Origin of the sequence: Candidatus Amarolinea dominans (genome assembly GCF_016704685.1) — a bacterium.
Taxonomy (GTDB): Bacteria; Chloroflexota; Anaerolineae; order SSC4; family Amarolineaceae; genus Amarolinea; species Amarolinea dominans.
The window spans coordinates 175,691-197,199 of the sequence record NZ_JADIZS010000009.1 but is presented as its reverse complement, the minus strand read 5'-3'; the positions used below and the strand labels follow the sequence as shown (position 1 = coordinate 197,199).

Below are 21,509 nucleotides of genomic sequence, written 5' to 3'. Positions count from 1 at the left end.
GGCAAATTCTCCAACAAGATCTCCCCATCGCCCGCGGGCAATCCGACCCGACGGGTAACTGCTCACCCTGCAGGCCGATTTGGACAGGATGAACAGGATGTACAGGATTCTTGCTCTGTGGTGTGCAAACTTCGGCACGAGATGATTCCGCAATCCTGTGAATCCTGTCTGAATTCCAGGCAGACCCAGCAGTTACCCCGACGGCGTGGGCCGCAGGGGCTGCTGAGCCTTGCGCTGGCGCTGCTGCTGCTCTCATGCCAGGCCGCGCCGACCCCACCGGTGATTGCGCCAGACCCGTTCGCGTCGAACCCCAGGGTCACGCCGATCATTGCGGCAGGAGCGCCCGCCCAGGGCAGTGCAGCGAACGAGCAGCCGCCGTCCACGTGGCAGATCTACGCCAGCACGGAGCTGAGCATCACCTTGACCTATCCCGCGCACTGGCGCCCGGCCGCCTCTGACGATATCGCGCTTTTCCGCGGGGAAGACGGCTTTTTCGGCCTGAGCGCCGCGCACATGGTCGCGGAGACCGCCGAAGCGGTGTGTGCGGAGTGGGTGAAGCGCGATCCCAACCCGCGCACCGGCAGTCAGCCGCGTGTCGAACCTCTGCAGGTGGCTGGGCAGCCGGCCTGCCTGATTCTGCCTTCGGAAGACCAGCAACAGCCGGATGGCGAGGCATTGTTGTTCGTGCAGTATCCCAGGGCCTATGAGCACAGCCGCACCCTGATCCTGGTCGCCGACATGGCGCACATCCGCCAGATCGGCGCGTCGCTGCGCTTTGCCCTGCCGCCCCAAACGCTCGATTCGCTGCGCGGCGCGTTGACTTACGTGGAGCTGGACATCTTCTCCGGCCGGCCCAATCCGGTCTGGCCGCTGCCCGACGCGCAACAGCACGAACTCACCACACGCTTGAGCGGTCTCACGCCAGGCCTGGTTGCACCCTATCCCGACCGCCTGGGATACCGCGCGGTCTTGATTCACTTCAACCAGCCGCCCTATGGGATGCCAGAAACCATCGAAGTCTTTGGCGGCTCGGCCTGCTTCGAGCTGGGCGGCGCCAGAACATGCCGCGCCGATGCCAACCGCGGGATCGAACACTGGCTGCTGCAAACGGCCGAGCGGTCGCAGCTGGACACCGGGGTGACCGGGCTGCTGGATGACATCCTCGGAGAAATCAACACGATTGCCGTAGTGCAAGCTGGCGATCAGCCCGAAATCTGGTCGTATGAATCCCCAGACAAACGATGGCGGATGGTCCTGATGATGTACGGTTGCGTGCCAACGGAGACTGGCAACACCAATGCCTACGAAACGTTCAGCCTTGTCCGCAGCGCCGATGGCGCCTCAGCGGTGGTAGATCGCCAATTGATCTACTGCGGAGGATTGGGCGCCTACGGCCTGGGTGGACTCTTCTGGTCACTCAACAATCGTTATTACTACTACACCACCGCCAGAGAAGGCACGCCCGACGGCTGCGGCTTCTGGCAGCCGCCAATCTGGCGACTGGATGTCGCCACAATGAGGATCCAGGAATTGGGCTTCGGTTTTCGCTCGCCCGATGGGACAAAATTGGCCGCCTGGCGGGATCAGGAGTTGATTCTGTGGGACACGGACGGGGCCGAATGGGGTCGTTGGCAGGCCCCCGCACCGGTTCCGTTGGCCGCACTACGCTGGGCGCCGGATAGCGGGGCGGTAGCGTACCTGCTGACGCCATCGCCTTGCGATCAAGCTACTGCGGGCAAGTCGTACCTGGTCAGAGTCAATCTTGCCGATTTCAGTCAGACTGTGCTGATCGAATCCGCCGCGCCGATCTTCGATACGCTGGATTGGCTGGCAACCGATGTGATCAGGCTGACCGATAGAGAAGGCAAGACCTGGACTTTCGACAGGAAGGGCTTGAGACAAGATTGAGCAAGCCACAGGAGCAGGGATGGCGCGGTCGAGTATTTCCGAAAACAACCGTCGGCTGTGGGATGAGTTGGCCGGGCAGGCTGCGGCCAACCTGCCGGCGACAGGCGCGGAGGCCCTCGACGGTCTGACCGCGCTGGAGCTGGCGGAGGTTGGGCCGGTGGCGGGCAAGCGCCTGCTGCATCTGCAATGTCACCTGGGACTGGCCGCGCTGGGCTGGGCGCGGCGGGGCGCGCAGGTCACCGGCGTGGATTTCTCCACGACGGCCATCGCCGCGGCGCAGGGCCTGAGCCGCACGCTGCATCTGCCGGCCACCTTCCTGGCCGCGGACCTCTACGATCTGCCGGGCCTCTTGCCAGGCGCGTTCGACATCGTCACCAGCTCGTTCGGCGTCCTGAGCTGGCTGCCCGACCTGCCCGCCTGGGCCGAGATCATCGCCTCGTACCTGCAACCCGGCGGCTTCTTCTACCTGGCCGAATTCCATCCCCTGGGCCGCGTCTTCCGCGAAGATGCCCGCCGCGTGCGGGACCTGCGCCTGGCCTACTCCTACTTCACCACGCCGGAGCCGCAGGCCTGGGAAATCGCCAGCCCGGACAGCGATCGGCCCCTGGACGCCACGCGCAGCTTCGAGTGGAATCACAGCCTGGGCGAAATCGTCACTGCGTTGGCGGCCGCGGGCCTGCGCCTGGAGTTCCTGCACGAATTCCCCTTCTGCACTGAACAACTGCTGCCCTGCCTGGTGCAAGGCCCGGACCACTGGTGGCGCCTGCCCGATCATGACGGCAGCCTGCCGCTGATGTTTTCGCTCAAGGCGCAACGCTGAGTGCAAAGTACAAAGTGCAGAGTGCAAAGTGCCAGAGTAGGAAACACTGGATAGCGACGGCAAAGTTGAACGAACTGTCATCTGGGCCAGATCGTGTTTCATTGACGGTTCATTTTGCTCCCCGTGTAACTGCTTAGGCGGCGCCCAGGCGCTATCAAGACCATTCTCACTGCCTGGCTGAGCAGTTACCGTCGACGATCGGTTGATCTTGACCTCCCGGGATGACATTCAGAATTGCTGTCAATCAGCGCTTTCGCAGAAAATCGCCCGAATTCAGCATTCACAAAGGACCTCACATCACCGCATGAAACAACGTCACCTTCTCACCCTGGCGCTGATTAGCGCGCTGGCCCTTCTCATGGGTATCAGTGGATTCTCCACAGCCGCCACGCAGGCAGCGCCAGAAGCGGCCGGCCGCGCGCCCACCAGCGACTGGCAGATTCAATACTGGGCGCCGCCCGGCATCACCCTGCGCGGGCTGAAAATGATCAACACCCAGGTCGGCTACGCCGTCGGCGGCCCGGACTGGGGCTACAACGGCAATCCCTATGTGCTCAAGACCACCAACGGCGGCGTGGATTGGGAACGCCTGACCCTGCCTGATACCGTCAGCGGCTGGCAGGGCGGCATTGACTGCCTGGATGCGCTGCGCTGCCTCATCGTGGGCACCACGGGCCAGGCCAGCCGCACCACCGACGGCGGGCTGACCTGGTCCGTGCGCGGCGTCGCCCCGGACTACGGCGGCTACCTCTACAGCGCCTACTACGTGACCGACCAGATCGTGCTGGCCGGCGGCACCGATGGCAGTTCATTCCGCTCGGCCGACGGCGGCCGCTACTGGACTGAGTTCTTCCCCGGCGGCAGCGTGGTCGTTTGGGAATTCCAGTGCTTCGGCTACACCTGCTACGGCGCAGGCAACGGCGCCAGCCTGGTCTTTTCCACCGACCAGGGCGTGTCATGGGGGCGCCGCTTTGCGCCCGCGCATGATCTGCTGGGCTTGAGTTTCATGGATGTCAACGCTGGCTGGGTGGCAGGCCAGCACGGCGCCATCTACTACACCAACAACGCGGGCAACGGTTGGACCACGCAGTTGACCGGCACCTTTCCCGACGATCTCTATTACACCACCTTCTACGACATCGAGATGCTCAACGCGTCCGAGGGCTGGGCCGTCGGCGGCAGCGATGACAGCGACGGGCGCATCTACCACACCCTCGACGGCGCTTCCTGGACGCGCGTCGCCATGCCGGACACCGGCTTTGTCTGGGAAGTAGATTTTGTGGACGCCAGGCACGGCTGGGCGGTGACGCACGATGGCAAGATCCTGAGCTACGGCGGCCCGGCCGGCAATACCCCCACGCCGTCGCCTTCCGGCACCGTGACCGCAACGCCGACCAGCGGCCCCACCGCCACCGCGACCGACACCCCCACGGCCGGCCCCAGCCCCACGCCGACGCAAACGCCGACCATCACCCCAACGCCCACCCGCACGCCCACGTCCACGCCGACCCCGCCGCAGGGTACCTGGCGCACGCAGTGGTACGGCAGCGACCTGGCGCACCTGAACGACATCGAATTCATTGATTCACTGACCGGCTGGGCCGTGGGTAACAGCGGGCAGGTAGTGCGCACCGTCAACGGGCAAACCTGGGCCTTTGGGCGCATGCCAACGACCGACGATGTGGAAGCCGTAGATTTTGTGGACGCCAGCAACGGTTGGGCGGCCGGTGCCAACGGCAGCATCTGGCGCACAAGCAACGGCGGGCAGGGCTGGACCCGACAGACCACGCCGACCACGCAGCGGCTCAGGGACCTGGTGATGACCGACGTCAACAGCGGTTGGGCCGTGGGCGAAGCCAACACGATCCTGCGCACTACTAACGGCGGCGGCGGCGCGTGGACCTCGCAGAGCAGCCCGCTCAACACCGACTGGCAAGCGCTGGCCGCGCTGGACAGTCAACACGCCTGGGTCGTTGGCAACCAGGGCGCGATGATCGTCACCAGCAATGGCGGCGCCACCTGGACCAGCCAGAGCAATCCGGCCCCGGCCTGGGTCAACCTCAACAGCATCGCGTTCGCCGATGCGCAGAACGGTTGGGTGGTTGGCAAGGGCGGCGTGGCGCTGCGCACCACCAACGGCGGCGCAGCGTGGAATCTGCTGTATCTGACCGACTTCGATCTGAACGCGGTCGCCTTCTCCTCGGCGCAGAACGGCTGGATCGCAGGCGTGGATGGGCGGTTGCGTCGCACCACCAACGGCGGCGCCAACTGGACTGCCGTCGAATCGGGCGTGACCACCGCCATCGCGGCGCTGTCCGCGCCGGCCGATGACGAGGTGTGGACCGCCGGCGCCGGGCATTTCATCCTGCACAAACAGGGCAGCGCGGACATGGCCATTGCCGCGCCGTTCGGCGTCACCGAGTTCAAGGGCGTGGATGCGGTGGATGCCAACCATGCCTACGTGGTGGGCGAGGAAGGCGCCATCGTCAAGACCACGGATGGCGGCGCGACCTGGAGCTACGTGCCCAGCCCGGCGCGACAGCTCGACCCGGGCCTGCCGCCGGCCTGGCTGCGGGGCGTCAAATTCCCAGAGAACGACCAGACCGGCTGGGTGGCGGGCCGCTATGGCGCGCTGCTGCGCACCACGGATGGCGGCGCCAGTTGGACGCGCCAATTCGTCAAAGATGGCGACGGTAACATCCACACCGGATTCCTGTGGGTGGTCGAAGGGTACGACAACAACCATGTCATGACCGTGGGCAAGGAGGGCTTCGTCTTCCGCACCAGCGATGGCGGCACTACGTGGCAGTTCTCTCAGGCCAACATGGCCGTCAACATCCGTGACCTGAGCTATGGCACGCACACGGCCGTCTATGGGGCCACGCTTTACGATTCGTTTGTCACTAGCGCCGACGGCGGCGCGAGCTGGATTCGCCGCTACCCCGGCAGCAACGGTGATCTGTACAGCGTGGACTTCAGGGATGCCTACACCGGCTGGATCGTCGGCACGAACGGCGTTATCATGCACACGACCAACGCCGGCGACAGCTGGGTCACACAGGCGAGCGGCGTCACAGCCGATCTCAACAATGTGTCGTTTGCCGATACCAACTTCGGTTGGGCCGTAGGCAACGATGGCACGATCCGCTTCACCGACAACGGCGGCGCCACCTGGAACGGCCAGACCAGCCCGGTCAGCGATCATCTGCTGTGGCTGGACATGGTGGATGCGACGACCGGCTGGGCGGTGGGCGTCAACGGCGCGATCATCAAGTACGAGGTGCCGCCGCCGCCACCCACGCCAACGCCGACGCCCACGAACACCCCCACACCGACCCATACGCCCACGCGCACACCGACGCCAACGGCCACCCCCACGTTGACGCCGACCCACACGCCGACGGTCACGCCTAGCCCTACGGCGACCATCACGGCGACCCCGACGCTGCCACCCGTCACCCACGCCCACCGAGACCCCCACGGTGACGCCCAGCCCCACAGCCACACCCCTCCCACCGCCGCGCAGCTACTGGTTCCCGGTGATCGTCAGATGATGAAAACAGGCGTCGGCTGATCGTTGGATCAGCCGACGCCTGTCTAGCGTCCTCCCCTTGCGCAGGCTGGCTGCACCACACAGCGCCGGGCAAGCCGAAATCACCCTCCCCGACACCCGCTCCTTACCCGGCGGGCCTGCGCAAGGTTGGCCAATTTTCGGCGAACAACCCTCGCAGGGGCCAATGGACATCGCAGCGTTGACCTGTGACGGCGTTGTGTGCCTCCGAGGTTGCCCTCTCAATCCACCCCTGCGAGGGGAATCTCTGTCGCCGACAAGAACGACTCGACTTCGGTCATGAAAGTTTCGGGATTGATCGGTTTTTCGATGTAACCGTTACAGCCCGCGGCCAGGATGCGCTCACGGTCGCCGGCCATCGCATAGGAGGTGACGGCCACGATGGGAATGTGCGTCAGCGCGGGGTTCCTGCGCAGCGCTTCGGCCACCGCGTAGCCGTCCATCACGGGCAGTTGAATGTCCAGCAGCATGAGCGCGGGGCACAGTTCTTGCGCCAGTTGAATGCCCTGGCTGCCGTCGCGCGCCGCAGTCACCCGATGGCCGCGCCGTTCCAAAATGAAAGTGGTCAGGTAGAGGTTCTGTTCGTTGTCTTCGATCACCAGGATGTTTGCCATGTGGCTCCTTACGCGTCCAGGGGCAGCATGAAGGTGAAGACGCTGCCCTCGCCCCATTCGCTCTCGACATGGATTTCACCGCCCAGCAAGCGCATCAGGTTCTTACAGATCGCCAGGCCCAGCCCGGTGCCCTCATGCCGGCGGTTCAGCCCGGTCTCCAACTGGTGAAACGGCTCGAAGAGTCTGCCCAGGTCTTCCGGGCGGATGCCCATGCCGCTGTCGCTCACGCTCGTATCCAGCCACTTTCCCTGCACCCGGCATTCCAGCCGCACCCCGCCCTGCTCCGTGAACTTGATCGCGTTGCTGAGCAAGTTGAGCAGAATTTGTTCGACTCGGCGCCGGTCGCTGCTGATGTCGCCCACCTCAGCAGCTATGACTTGGTGGAGCACCAGTCCCTTTTTCTGCGCCAGCGGCGACACCGCGCGCACGGCGCTCTCGATGACGCTGCGCATGGCAAACGGCGCGCGTTCCACGCGCAACTGCCCGGCTTCGATCTTGGAAATGTCCAGCACATCGTTGATCAACGCCAGCAGGTGACGGGCGCTGTCGCGCACCATGCCCAGCTGTTTGCTCTGCTCCGCGTTGAGCGGCCCCGCCAGCCCCTGCAGGAGAATGCCGCTAAAGCCGATGATCGAGTTGAGCGGCGTGCGCAGTTCATGCGACATGGTGGCCAGAAAAACCGACTTCAACCGGTCGGCGTCCTGCGCTTGCAGCAGCGCGTCGCTCAATTCCTCGGTGCGCTGCGCCACGCGCGCCTCCAGTTCCCTGTTGTAGGTCTCCAGTTCGGCGCGCAGTCGCGCATTCTGAATGGCACTCGCGGCCTGTGAGGCCAGCAGCTCCAACAGGCGCGTGTCGGCCGCCGTGTACTTGCGGTCATTGCCGATTTCAGCGACAGCCAACGCACCGATGATCTCCTCCCGATGAATCAAGGGCACCAGGGCCACGGCGCGTAGGTCAACATGCTGTAATTCGGGTCGGCGGCTGCTCCACGTGCGGTAGTCGTCCACGATCTTCGCCTGGCGCTCGCGAATCACCGCGCCGGAGATGCCCTGGCTCACGGGAAAGCGTGAACCGCGCGGCAGCGCGTAGACGTTGGCGGCGGCCAGTTCCAACTCGTCTTTCGCTGCATCGTACAGGTAAATCGTCGCATCTGACGCCTTGAGCAGGCGCGCCGACTGTTGGGTGATGGTTTCGAGCAGGCGGGGCAGATCGGTTTGGGCCGTAGTCTCACGCCCAACCTCGTACAGGGCGGCAAACTCTTCCGCGCGGCGACGCACGGCCTCCTCATGCTGTTTGCGTTCGGTGATGTCGGTAATCGTACCCACATAGCCCGTGATCTGACCATCGGCAGCGATCTCAGGCGTCGCCTGTCCCATCACCCAGGCCATCGTCCCATCTGACCGCACAAACCGATAATCCGAAAAAGAGGGTTTCTGCTGCGCCGTTGATTCCTGCCAGTCCCGGCGCAGCTTCTCTTGATCGTCTGGGTGGACCGCCGCCAGCCAGCCGTCGCCCAACGCCTTGTCCTGCAACAGCCCGGTGATTTCGCTCCACATGGGATTGACGTAGGTGGTGGCGCCGTCAGGATCGGCGCGAAAGATGCCAACTGGAGAGATGTTGGCGAGAGTTTGATAAGCCCGTTCGCTGGCGCGCAGCGTGTTTTCGGCGCGGTTGCGCAGCGCCAGATCGCGCCTGAGCAGCGAATAGATCAAAGCAGCGCTGATGACCACAAAGGCCCAGCCCTTGTAGGTCTGCATGATTGTCAGCGCGGCCACATCGCGCGCCAACGTCGCCAGAATACGATCCGACAGCGCGATCCAGAGCCCGCCGAAGGCCGCGTAGAGCAGCGCCACCCGCTGGTCCGTCGAGATACGAGGTAATTTCAACACCATGCGCCCCCTTTTCACCCGGGAGACAGGCGCAATTTACTCTCGGTCAACGGGATTGTCAAATCGAGTGCTGTGACACTTGGAATCCATTGGCTCATTCAAACGGTTGCGGTCTCGATCGCCATACTACCTGCGCGCGTCGTCTAACCGGCTTTGCGCATCGGAACGGCGCCGGTTGGCGTCGGCGATCCGGTTTCGCTTAGCGTCGGCAGCGCGGGTTTCCATCGTCTCCGCTTGCTGCTGGCCGTCTGCCCTGGCCTGATCTGCATCCTGCTTGCCCTGGACCCGGTCGCGCTCGGCCCTGGCATCGGCGTCGGCCTTTCGGCTGCGAGCATCCGCTTGGTCGCGGTTCGCCTGCGCTTGCGCGGCAGACACAGCGGCCGCCGATTGCGCCTGCGCATCGGCCAGATTCTGGGTGGCGGCATCTAATTGCGCGTGTGCATTCTGCAAGGCCACCGCTTTGAGATGGGCGGCTTGTTCCTCAACGGCAGCCTTCTGGGCATGGGCGAGGGTCAGCTCGGCATGAGCCTGGTCCAGCACCGTTTCAATGTTCAAGCCGCCATCCATCTCGATCGGAAACAGCGTGACCGGTGGCTCCTTGCCGTCAAGGCGGCCGGCGTGCAGGTAACGGCGTGTGCTTTCCACGGTGACCAGACTGCGCGCCCAGGTCGGGTCGGGGTCGGGAGTATGCTCCCATCCGTTCGCAGCTTGCGGCACGGTGCAGTTCCAGGCAGCAAAGCGGGCGATGCGCCCGTGAAAGCCGGCAAAGACCCGCTGAGGATCGTCACAATTCACCAACGCCCCTGCTACTTCCTGATGGGTTTGGGCGCTATTCGGCGCGCCCAGAGAATGGCTCTCAAAAACCGTTGCGCCAGCAGGCAAGGAGATCTGTTCTTCGACCACTTTCTCGCCATCAACAAACGTGGAAACAAGGCCACTCCTGGCAAGCATCCAGGTGACACGGTGCAATTCATTGATTCTCAGCCGGCGGTCTGACAGAACCCTATGTTCTCCAGTCAGCACATGCCCGTTCCAGCGCAGGTGCAGGGTCGGGATCCCGGTCTGGCTGTCTGCCTCATCCGGTTCAATCAGGCAGACAATTCGTTCCTCATCCTCATCGGTCGCCAGTTCGTAGAGGCAAATGGGCATCTTAGGATCGGATCCAGTTCCTTCCCAGATCAGTTCAGCCGAAACCGTCCAACCTTGTTGCAGGTTGAAGCGGATAGGTTCGAAGGTAAGAACATCGTCCGAACCAGGCAGCTGAGCGCTTTGGCCCGCTGCTAACGGGTCAGAACTCTGCCCAGCCCCAAAGGACAACACCTTGCTGTTTGCATCGCCGCCTTGCCCTTGCACCTGGTCCGGGGTCATCCCCAAACTCGCAGCGGTCCACTGGACGCCGGCAAATTCATTCACCGCCACCATCTCTACATGCTGTCCATGCCAATGGGGATGCTTGAGGTCATGGTACAGGTCAATGTACCGGCCGGGTGTATCGAGGACGGGCACTTCCAGGGTCCTCCGTTCGGCCGCGACCCAATAGACGAAAGCCGCTTCCTGCCCAGAATTGTTCGTGTCTGCCAACCGGGAAACGGCAAGTCCGCGTGAGGGTCTGGGTGCTGGGTACAATGTCTTGACGGCCCCCAGTGCCTTCTCTATCCTGTCTTGGGGCAACATACGCACCACCTCATCTTCCGCGTCCAGCCAGAGCAGCGAGCCATCCGGGGCAACCGCCAGGGCGATGGGAAAGGGCGAGGCAACATGCGGCAGCAGAACCTGGAACGTCTTTGGCTCATCAGCCGCGACATTGCTCCAATAGAGCTCCCAGCCATTTGTCCAATACAGGATTTGTTTTTCCGGATCAAGGGCGATATCCCAATAGCCGGAACGGCCGAGAGGGACAAAAAAACCAAACAACTGCTGCCGCTCATCATGTTTGGACTCCCCTGGCGGAATCCAGGCCCGGCAAATGGCCCCGTCCGCTTCTATCCAGTAGAGGCCAACCCAGACCTTGCCCTCGCGTTTGGCCTTGGTGTGATTTCCCGAAAAATCACAGGTGAGCGCTCGAGGCGGACTCGGCAAGTCCGGCGCATCGGTTGCATTGTTTTGGTTTCTGATATGCCAAAGACCGCCATCCAAACTGATGTACCAACTGTCGTCTGGTCCCAGGATCAAATCTGTCGTCCGCAAGTTGGTCGGATAATAATGTTCGGTGATTGAGTCCAAACCGCCGATCCGCTCGGCGCCACCCAGGACAAATCCCAGTCGTTTGATTCCCCGAATATGAATGTCGCGACGCGCCTGCTGCCGGGCCAGCGCCACTGTTCGCTGCGCCTGCTTACGGGCCAGCGCGCTCTGGGCGGCGGCAGCCTTCCTTGCCGCCTGCATGTTTTGATGGTGCTCAACCTCTACCTGCTGCTGCATCTGCCTGACCAGCACGCTATCGGCAGGGGCATCGGGCAGATCGGCGCTGACGACGACGGCATCAGGCGGCGCCTGCCAGGCGTCGAACCCCTGGGCAAAGAGATCCAGGGCCGGCGCCTCGGCCGGGGTCGTGGATGGATAGCGATCGTCGCGAATTTGCGCAAGGGTGCGGGCGCTGTTCCACACCCGCACTTGCGCAACAGCGCCGCGGAAGCCCGCGCCCAGAACCCACGACCCAGCGGCGTTGGCATCCTTTTCCGAATGATCTGCCTGCTGCACCTGGCGCCCGTCGAGGATCTGGCACAGGGTCGTACCATCCCACGTAAGCGCGAGATGATACCATCTGTCTGGTCGCAGCAGCATGCCGCCGAATCGCAGCTCGTCGCCTGCGCCGCGCAGCTCGGAGGGCTGTCGAATAATCGTCAGGCCGGTCGTCCCGCCCTTCACTGCCACGATGCCGATGCGGGCTGTGGCCGCTTGTGATCCGGCCGCCCCACGCTCCGAAGCGGCAGGCACAATCGGCTGCGGCTCGGCATGGTAGGAGGAGACAACCAACGAGGCCTCGGGTTCTTCGATTGCGACGTAGCCTGGTCCATAATAGTGCCACTCGCCATTTAGCTTTTTCCCAATCTGATAGCCATTGGGCGCCACGGCGGCTCTGCGTCCACGCGCCGTATAGATAATGCCATCCTCGCCGTATGGCGCTTCGCCGAAGGCAAGGCTGCGCGGCGTCCAGGGCAGATCACTCAGGTCGTCGTGGCTTCCGGTCAAATTCACGGGTGTTCCGCCCTGCCCGTGGTTGGGATACAGTCGAAGAACCGACCCTTGCGGCACGCGAACGCTCTTGAAAGCCGGAAGCGCTGCGCGCGGATCATTGATCTGGGGCGCCAACGTCTGCTGGCGGAATGGCTCCTGCTGCGTCGTAAAGATCAGTTCTGTTCCTGCCAGTGGGGCATCCCGGCGCGGTTCGATGCGGGTGACGCCATCGGGAAGCTGTGACAGATCGCCGCGCAGAGTGGAATGCACAGCCTGTGCAACACTATGCCCGAAAGCCGCGATATGCTCGTGGAACCCTGGCCCCCATTCCCGCTGCTCTCTGATCAGCTCAAATCCTGGCGGCGCCCATACTGAACGATTGATGTTGCTCCGCACGACTCGTTCGACGGGAATGATCTGCCCATGGTGAGAAAGTGACAGAACCCCTTCGGTTCCATGCGGTGCATCCATAAATATCGCGGCTTGCGGCTTCCAGCCCAGAGCGCGCAGGTCAAAAATCCCATCCGTAAGAACTTCATAATCATCAACCGCTGTCACCGCGGCGATGGGCTTTCTGAACAAGAACAGCGCCCGCCGTTTGGGGATATTGAGGATGCTGAAATCCGGGACATCCTGCAACCAGGTCTGACCTAAGCCGCTGAACTTCGCCCAAGGCCCATCCGCCAGGCGATAGATGGCTTGCCCCTCCCGTGTTTTGGGCTGGTCGGGCTGACGCTCCACACGCTGAATCCCTTCCGCAACCCTGCTCACGTCCTTCCTTTGCTGGGATTCGCTCGCCCGCTTAACGATGTAGCTTGTACTGCCGTGACACTCCTGCAAGCCGTTCCCAATTCTGTCTGGAATATCCTCGTTTTCAACTGGAACCAGGCGGAAGTTAGGGGGGACCCAGAAATGCCAACGCACCGAATCAGAAGGCATGCGGGTTCCCACAGGAAGGAGTTGTACTTCCCGTTCAGAAGAATTCTCGGTTTTTGGCCCAATACCAATAACCCCCTCCACACTATCCGGGGCTTGAACGTAGATGGCCGATCTTACAGGCCAGGGCGGGGATGACAGATCGCTTTGCTTCCCTGAAATGACCCTTGACTTTCCCACATAGTCCGGTTTTTCAAACAAGAAGAGGATGTTGTTTGGTGGGATGTCTACTGATTTCGACGGTTGAAGCTTAATCGGCCAGTCCTGGGGAAGATCGCCGGTCAGATTTGGCGCCAGAAGACTCAAACTAAAACTGGACCCTGGGTTGGCACTCTGGCGCAACTGAGTCACTTCCAGGGCCGCACCTGGGGGAACCCAGGCCGATCCGACCTGTGTGAGTCCAGGCTTTTGATCCGTAGTCTTCTCTTTTGTGTTATTCTCATTTGGCCGCTGCCAGAAATCAGGCAGGATCAGCACCTGGGCCTTGCCCTGGTAGCCCGCTTGCGCAAACAGAACCACGTGATTCTGACGGCGATGACTGCGATCGAACACCACCACCGATCCGATCTGCTGCTGACCGGCAGGCGCCTGCGGCAGATCCTGGCGGACGGCAAAAGATTCGCCCTGAAAATCCGCCTCGCTGAAGAAGACGGCAGCGATATCTTCCGGCAGGCTGGCTGAACCGAGCTGCGGCAGGTAATCCCCGGCCATGCTCCTGTACAGGCCTTCTTTCAGACGCACGGGCTTACCGCCATAATTTGGCTGTGGATAGAGCCGGATGGCCCCATCCATCGGCGCCGGACAAACCCAGGCCTCAATGGTATAACCATTGGACAGATCGGGCATCTTGCCGCTCAGATCAATTTCGTGCTCATGACGCAAACGTAGAGCGTCGGTATTACTCATGATGGTCTCCGGTCTGCTGTGAATCCAAACTGCTCAGGTCTTGGCAGGAGTCATACCTTGAATTCATGACGGATCAACTTATAACCAGGAAGTTGCCGCATGCCAGCCGCTGCTGATGGTATCCTCTACCTCACGTGCCGCACGGCTGAAAAACTCCTCTATCCGGCGTTCAACTTCCTCAATATCGGCTTCGATGGCCCGCACCACCTCTTCCGCCTCGTGGGCCAGTTGGCTGAGCAGGACTTTGGCTTGATCCAGACGGGCGGAAACCCAGCGGCGGGCTTCGTCCAACTTTCCCGCCACCCATTGCGCGGCCTCCGCGGCCACCTGGATGGCATAATGCGCCGCTTCGCTGACGAGGGCGGCAGCATCTGCGACGATGGCCTTGACGCTGGCAGCCGCATCGGCGGCAAATTGCAGCGCTTTCTGGCCCAGGTCTGCAACTTTTTCAAGGAGAGGCCCGGTCGCATCCAACGCCGCTTGCTCGGCATTCTTTGCCAAATTCTCGGCCTCACCAGCCAGATTTTTAGCGTCTTGACCGATCTCGCCCGCTGCCTTGTCCATCGTGTCCGCCACACCGCTCACGATTTGTTTGGCTTCACTGGCCGCTGCGGAGGCCACTTCAGCTACCTCCTTCGCGGCCGCGACGGCCACGTGCGCCACTTCCTTGGCGCCCTCTTCGACGAATTTCCCAATCGGAGCCAGGTATTGCTCGAAGATAGTCTCTGCCTCGTTGACCACGTGGTCCCATGCCGCCTTGGCCAGCGCTTCGAGAGTGCTAAACTCCTCCACCAACACCAGTTCCGGCAGGTGCAGGGAAGCCCCCTGATACTCGAAACTGCCGTTGATGGTCAGCTTGAATTCCTTGCTGTCAACCATCAGGGCCACATGGGCGTCCAGATCGGTATCGAGATGGAATTGGGTCGCGGCCACATGCGGGATGATCGGCCCGATGTCGCCGTGCAGATGAATGCCCAGATCGCCGTGGGCTTCCAGCTTCCCTTCTTGGTGCCACCAGTGGCATTCCAATTCGGCGGTCACTTCGTTGCCGGCGCCGATCTTGAAATCAAAATCGAAGCCCTCTGCGGTGATGTCGGCGTGAATGTCCGTTTGCAGGAAGCCGAAAAGCTGTGCGTGCAGGTCGGCGTGGAGGAAAGGTGCGCTGCGCGTGCTGAGGTGCAGCACCGGGCCGCCGGGCTTGAGGAACCAATCACCTACGTCCTTGGCAACGGCTGGGGCGACCGGCCTCTGCTGGCCGGCTGCCAGCGCGCCCACCTTGCTTTTCACCTGTTGGTTGAAGTCATCGGCCGTCTTCGGCGTCTTGTGGATCCCTTGGCCGTCTCCCCAGATCTTCAGAACACGGCCAATCTCGATCTTTTCAGCCTCCAAATGCCCCGAAAAGCCGGGAATGCCCTGCGTTGACAGATCCAGCACCGCAAATGCATCCCAATCGAAGATGCGCAACCCGCCGCGAATCCCGACGCCGGGCATGACTGTCGCGCCATCCGGCAAGTTGACGATGCTATCGGCCCAGTGAATGCGCACATCTCTAAACTCGACTTTAGAAAGGATGGCCTCGAGATGCCCCAGGGCGCTTTCGGCGGCTTCGACAGCAGCCGAAACGCCTTTGGCGGCCTTATCCGCGGCCTCGCCCGCAGCCTTGACAGCACTCCCCGCGTCACCTCCGACCTGATCGGCTACATCGTCCGCGACTTCTTCGGCGGCCTCAGCACCTTTTGCCAGCAGCTTTGCGGCAGAGTCTGCCAGGTGCAGCCGGTATTGCACACCGGTGAGGGCCTCCAGCAGAACCGGTATGCTCAGCTCGTCTGTTCCAAATTCGACATAAAGCGGCTGGACGACTTCTCCCTCAACCTCAAGGACAAAGCCTGCGTCGCCATAGACCAGATCCTTGTCATCCTTGTAAATCGCAAAGGAGCCGGTCAGACCCAGGTCCAGACCGGGCGGCTCGAATTGGAGGCCAAGATCGAGCGACAGGGGCTTATCCTGGTTGATGACCAGTTGCACACCGGGCAACTGGTAGATGGGCGTGAGCGGAACAGACAGAGCGAGTTCCGTCATTTGCACATGGCCCGTAAGCGACTCCTCCGCCAGGGCGATCCAGCCAGTCATCTGGAGCCGCTGCCCGACAAAGTGAATATCCAGACCGCCCATGATGTCAAATTCCGGCCCGGCTTCCGGGATCTCCAGATTTTCCTTGATCCGCAACATTGGGGAGGTGAGCACCAGGCTGTTGCCCCCCCCGGCATCCAGCTTGAGCCTGCCCGGAATGGAGACCTGCAGGGCGACCACATCGCCAACCGTCACCTGCCCATCCAGCTCGTCAACATCAATCACTCGCCGCACGATATCGTGCTGACCGAACTTCACCCGAGCGCCAACGGATACCCCCTGGCCCAACGTCATCGTGCCAGTGCCAAAGGGAAAGCTGGGCGCGCCGGCATCCTGCCGGGCATAGCTGGGCTGCATGGCGCTGGCAGCAAAGGCCGGCGGCTGGTAGGCGCTGCTGCTCACCGTCGAGAACAACAAGTGGGTGAGTTCGATATGCTCCAATACTGCCGCAACGACCTTGAGGAGCTTGTGGACCGGTTCGGGCAGAAAAGTGAGATCCTCTGAATTCGAATGAGTTGATTCGTCAGCGCTGTCGGCAAAGGCAATGCCAGCCACCAGACCCTCGTTCTCGCCGCTGCGCACCGCAACAAATGCTTTTGCCTGGCGATACTTGGACAAGGCTGTGAAGAGCAGGGTATTCTGTTGATCATTCTCTTGCCAGGCAAAGCCCAATTGCTTGAAGGTCAGCAGCTCATCAATCTTTTCAAGTATTTGTTCGACTTCATCACCCGCCAGATCTTTGAGGTCATCTTCAAGATGCTCCTGCCCCACCAGTTTCAGGACATCCTGGATGCCCAGGGTGCTCTCCTCATCATTGCCCAGCCAGGATACTTCCACCGCCCGGCTGACTGCGCCAGCTTTGGAACTATCACTTGCCTGATCTGGCCGGCTGCCGCCAGACTGACTGTATTCCGCCAGAAACATGCCCTGGCCCAGCGGCCGCGACCAGGCCACGGAGAAAGTCTTTTCGGTGCGGCTGTAGTCTAGCGCCAGATGAGATACCTGAAATACCGTATCCAGCGCCTCCGCCGCCGGCTTGGGAATATCGGGTAAGCCAATGGCGTCCGTCAGAGCGGTGAGTGTGACGGGCTGCTTCGGGTCCGGGACGCTGAAATCAACCGAATAGGTCTGCGTGTCCTTCGCTAACATCACATTGGCATCCAGCCCATACCCGCCTTTTTCCAGGGTCCATTCGATGGCAAGCGCCGTCTCGCTTTCCCCTTGCTGACCAGCGCGAGCCATTGTCAATTGCAGGAGCACCCGGTTATCGGTCCCAGCCAATACCGGTATGTCATCGGGGATTTTCCAATCGGTGACAGCCTGGATCGTCAGCGATCGCGATGAGGCTGCGTATTCAAGGGAGAAAGAGTCCAGGGTGACATCCGGCGCCTCAGCCGGTACGGTCGCGCCAAAGAGTTGCGCGAGCTGGTTGATCAGCTCGTTGATGTGAATCCCGTCGCCGTCGCCGCCAACCTCTCCGCGGAAGACCCAGCCACCCCCGTCATAGCTCGCCAGCGCAGACATCTCGATCGCTGAACCCATTTTGAACTGGGCCGAAAGGCTCGCATTTTTGCCGCCGTCCGACTCCTCTGAGAAAAAGAGGCCGATCTCATCCAGTTCGATCACGCCTGGCAACAGGTCAACTTTGCCGTCGAGACGCAGATGCAGATCGGTGGAGGATTGCTCACCATCGCGTCCGCTCACGGCATGGCTGACCCACGCCTGTGTCAGCCGCACGCTGTCGAGGCCAAACGGCAGCGGCGCAGGCAGCAGTTTGCCCATCAGGCCGCCGAGGTCAACGCCGTCCGGATCGTCCAGCCCGCCTTCGATCAGGGTCCAGGGCCGCACACGCACCCTGAACTGCTCGCCGAAGAAACTGGTTGTCGCCTCCAGTTCGATGGAAGCCGAGTCGCCAGACCTGCCAATCGGCGCCCAGACGGTGAAGTCAACCTCACGCAGCTCGAGCGGGCCGGCTTGCACCAGATACGCATCCTGGCTGGTGGAGTCGCCGGCGGCGAAGGTACACTGCACCCATTCCCCCGGTGCGTAGGCGAAACCGAGGAGGGTGATGGCGTCCGGCAGCGATAGCTCCTGCGCATCGAAGATGCTCACCTGCTCGCCGAGCAGCGCTGCCAGCGCTTTGCCCGCCTGTTTGAGCGGCGTGCGGGTGGCGAAGCGCGAGGTGTAGCGCACAGAGAAGAACTCATCAGGCTTGCCTACCATGCCCTTGTCGAGAACATGGGCTTCAAGGATGATGGGCTGGTCGGGCGCGCCGACTGCCAGCAGCCAGTAGTGGGAGAAATCGTTCGGATCAGTGAGACTGTAACGATACGCCAGTCCCGCCGGATGCACGTTTTCTGCCAGCGACGCAGCCTGGTTCGGGTGCAGCTCTCCCCACCACCGCTCAAGCACCAGCCAACCCGCGCTGACATCGGCGCGAATCTCTACGCGGTTGGGAGAGGTGTTCGGCTCTGGCAAATGGGTTTGCGGGATACCCGCCCTTCTCGCCTCCTCCAGAACCTGGTCGTCGGCTGCGCTTCCCGCCCGAGCCACGCTTGCGGCCAGGATTTGGAAGCCATTCTGTAACGGGTAGCGCGCAATGTTGACAACGTTGGGGTTATGCCGATCGTATTCATTGACTATCTGATTGTCGGGGACCGCAGCCAAACCATAGCTGATGACGATCGTCGCTTGCGTGAGGACGCCCTCCGCGGGCAGAATGTCGCCGGGAAGCTTCTCGAATACAGTACGCACGTTCCACTGCTCGGGAAGCGGCGCCAGGATCAGCATTGTAAGCAGATTGGCGCCCCTGAGGCCGAACTCCAGATAGACATCGAGTTCTGGATAGTTGAAGATATCGGCTTTGCCGGCCAGGCACAACAGGGCGACGCCTGCCGGCGCGTCGGCCGGAGGAGCGATTTCATGCACTTGTTCCAGAAGCACGTCGTGATTGCCAAAAGCAGCCAGCAGGACGTTGCGCGCCGGATTCAGCTCCGGTATATGCAGCGAGAGGTGGAGGGTTGCAGCGCGTTCGTCGTAGAGAAGCGCCCGCTTGAGTGCCTGCGTTGCGTAAGTCATGATTTGCCTCCACCCACAGCGCTGCCTCGCCCCGATGGCACAGCGGGCAAACCCCCTTGCGGCGTCAATGCACCGACGGCCGCTTTCACCTTTTCTTTCACCGCCTCCTGAGCCCTATCAAGTAGCCCAGTCGGCGCCGGTTCGTGAAGGATCTTCCCGTCCTTCGCATAGAGCCTCCACTTCTGGGCATAAAGATAGGTGTCGGTCCACTTCAGCATCTCAATCACGCGCTTGAATTCGCTCGTCCACGGGTTCTGCGCCTCTGTGGGGGGCGAAGCTGCGGCTGCGGCTGCCCCGCCCAATCGCACCGGTTTACCGTCTGGCGTGAAGCCCAAGAGTGGCGAACGATAACGCGTCTGCGGGTCATTCCATTGCAAGGAGGATGTCAACCAACCCAAATCGGTCGAACGTAACCTGCCTGCCGCTGCCTCTGCATTGAGCGCCTTCATAATTCCCTCTTTGTCACCCGACAGTTGCCAACCTACCGGCGCCAGCCCCAGCACCGTCAGCCCATCCATCCCGGCCAGCCAGGGCAAGTGCAGTCCGAGGATCGGCGTATCTTTCAGGTTCTGCAACCCCAGGGGCCTGCCCTGCTTAATCTGGTCGTTGAGTTTTTTGATCTGGGCGGCGCGGTAAATGGCTGTGGCGATTTTCACCACCACATCAACCAACTTGGTAGCGATGGAAACGACACCACCGGCGCCGAAGGCCGCCGCGGCCCCTGTGGCGGCTGTCGTAGCCATCTCCTTGCCGATTTGAATCCCTTTTTCCGCTTGATAGGAGTGAATGCCGCCATATACCGCGTGTTCAAGGAGAGAGAAACTGCTCTCCTTCGCCCTACTCACGTCATACGCTTCTTTGGCCAGCATGGCCAATGTGACCCCTTTCGCCAACAGCTTGACGCCAGCAACAATCGTTCCCAGGAAGGGAATGCTATCTGCCACAGCCTCGGCAGTGTCTTTAACGGCCGAAATCAGTTCGAGGTCGGTTGGGTCTCCTAGCACCTCAACCAGGGCGTCGAAAAACTCGCCCAAAGCTGCTGTTGACTCTGCGGTTCCTTGCTCTGGCAGCTTGGCAATTTCGCCCGGGCCGCTGTCATCCCCTTCTTTGGCAAGTTTTGTTACTTCTTTCAGTAGTTCATTGACCTGCTCATTTGTCTCTTTGTTCTCTTGCTTCGCCTCGGCGGCCGGACGCGCAAAGCGGTGCCCTTCCAACGATTGGGTGAGCCACCTGCTGAAAAGACTTGGATTGATCGTAGCTGGGCCTATTTGGCGTTCTACACGCCGCTTCAGGGGGTAGGCTGTCCTTTCGCCTGCCGCCTTTGTCACAGGCTGCTGTTTGACTGGGGGGAGAGGGGTGTCTGGTCGTAACCCGTCAGCCGTTTGCACCACTCGCTGACTTACCGCAAACTGACGGCCGGGTCCAACTGTGGGTAACTGCGGCATATCTGAAGCTACCTCCTTCTGAAAGAGTGCATAAGTGTCATGCAATGCCTCCGTTACGGCGTCTACAAGAGAAAGGGGTAACCGTCACACAGGCATGATACTAGCAGCGAGTTAGCATTTCGTGATGTGGTTTATATTCCTATGTGTTTTCTTGCGGCGATCACTCTGTCATCTGTTGGTCAGAGTCAGCATCTTGTGGCGTGGTTTAGATTACAAAATCTGGTTCCATTTGCTGCGCAGCCTTCTTCCTTCGAGCGCGAGGCCCAACGGCTGGTGCTCAGGCGCTTGACCGAGCGCGACCGAAGGGGGCGCGAAAGCCAAGTCGCCTGGAGCACCGGGTTGGGCGGCTGGCTGTGCGTTGGATCTTGGATCAGGCCGTGGGCTCGTTTCTGCTGAGCGCCCGCCGCAGAAGGCGCTCAATTTCAGCCAGCACATCTTCAGGTTTGGTTTCCATTTCCAGGTCGGCAAGTTCGCTGTCTACATGGTTGGCGATGCCCATCTTGTCTTGAATGGCATCGAGCATTTGCAACACGCGTGTCAACTCATGTTCAGTCAGCAGCCCGATGTGCAAATCCAAGTCGGCGCGGCGCTCGGCTTCTTGGCTCAGGCGGTTCTGGCTGATCAGCACAAAAGTTGCCAGAAAAATCGCTTCCAGGGATACGACCATGGTCAACAGTCCGTAGGGGAAGGGATCGAAAGGACGCACCCCGACCCGTCCGGTGTTGAGAAGAATCCAAACGCTAAACCACACGAGATGCACGTACACAAACACCATGTGCCCCGAAAAAGAGGTGATGGCGTCGGCGATCCGGTCTTGCAGGCTGCGTTCACTGGCCGCCTTCAGGCGGAGGGCGATAATGGTGCGAATGTTCCGCTCAATGACCTTAGACAGGGCTGGATTGTCTCCGGCGTGGTCGGCTTGTTCCTCGTGGTTCGAGCGTCTCTGCTGCATCAGAATGTCCTTCCGTTTTGCTTCAGTCTTTCCCATCGCAACCTCCCCGCCATAGCTACTGCATAACCGCATTGCAGCCGCCC

9 protein-coding genes are annotated in these 21,509 nt (G+C 61.5%); 3 read left to right on the top strand and 6 right to left on the bottom strand.

Annotation, left to right across the window (positions count from 1 at the left end):
- The first annotated feature begins 117 nt into the window (after nucleotides 1-117).
- The 3 genes from IPF85_RS07475 (at nucleotide 118) to IPF85_RS07465 (ending at nucleotide 6,302) form a co-directional block, all read left to right on the top strand.
- Nucleotides 118-1,908, top strand: coding sequence for a hypothetical protein (locus IPF85_RS07475; protein WP_343407445.1), 1,791 nt, complete (start codon nucleotides 118-120; stop codon nucleotides 1,906-1,908).
- A 19-nt stretch (nucleotides 1,909-1,927) separates the two neighbouring features.
- A complete protein-coding gene (locus IPF85_RS07470; protein ID WP_343407444.1) occupies nucleotides 1,928-2,728 on the top strand; it encodes a class I SAM-dependent methyltransferase in 801 nt (266 codons plus the stop codon).
- Between the two features lie 304 nt (nucleotides 2,729-3,032).
- Nucleotides 3,033-6,302, top strand: coding sequence for a YCF48-related protein (locus tag IPF85_RS07465; protein ID WP_343407443.1), 3,270 nt, complete (start codon nucleotides 3,033-3,035; stop codon nucleotides 6,300-6,302).
- Between the two features lie 218 nt (nucleotides 6,303-6,520).
- On the opposite strand, the gene IPF85_RS07460 is transcribed toward IPF85_RS07465, so the two are convergent.
- The 6 genes from IPF85_RS07460 to IPF85_RS07435 all read right to left on the bottom strand — a co-directional run bounded on the left by IPF85_RS07460 (nucleotide 6,521) and on the right by IPF85_RS07435 (nucleotide 21,462).
- Nucleotides 6,521-6,913 (bottom strand): response regulator, encoded by a 393-nt coding sequence (locus IPF85_RS07460; protein WP_343407442.1) that lies wholly within the window; start codon nucleotides 6,911-6,913, stop codon nucleotides 6,521-6,523.
- An 8-nt stretch (nucleotides 6,914-6,921) separates the two neighbouring features.
- On the bottom strand, nucleotides 6,922-8,799 hold the full coding sequence (locus IPF85_RS07455) for an ATP-binding protein (RefSeq protein WP_343407441.1): 1,878 nt from the start codon (nucleotides 8,797-8,799) through the stop codon (nucleotides 6,922-6,924).
- A 129-nt stretch (nucleotides 8,800-8,928) separates the two neighbouring features.
- Entirely contained in the window at nucleotides 8,929-13,821 is a 4,893-nt protein-coding gene (locus tag IPF85_RS07450) for a LamG-like jellyroll fold domain-containing protein (RefSeq protein ID WP_343407440.1), read from the bottom strand.
- A gap of 78 nt (nucleotides 13,822-13,899) precedes the next feature.
- Nucleotides 13,900-18,741, bottom strand: a complete 4,842-nt coding sequence (locus IPF85_RS07445; RefSeq protein ID WP_343407439.1) for a hypothetical protein — start codon at nucleotides 18,739-18,741, stop codon at nucleotides 13,900-13,902.
- Between the two features lie 284 nt (nucleotides 18,742-19,025).
- Nucleotides 19,026-20,243, bottom strand: a complete 1,218-nt coding sequence (locus IPF85_RS07440) for a hypothetical protein (RefSeq protein ID WP_343407438.1) — start codon at nucleotides 20,241-20,243, stop codon at nucleotides 19,026-19,028.
- Between the two features lie 601 nt (nucleotides 20,244-20,844).
- Nucleotides 20,845-21,462 carry a DUF1003 domain-containing protein gene (locus IPF85_RS07435; protein WP_343407437.1) on the bottom strand — a complete coding sequence of 206 codons (618 nt, stop codon included), beginning with the start codon at nucleotides 21,460-21,462 and terminating at the stop codon, nucleotides 20,845-20,847.
- Between the last annotated feature and the right edge of the window lie 47 nt (nucleotides 21,463-21,509).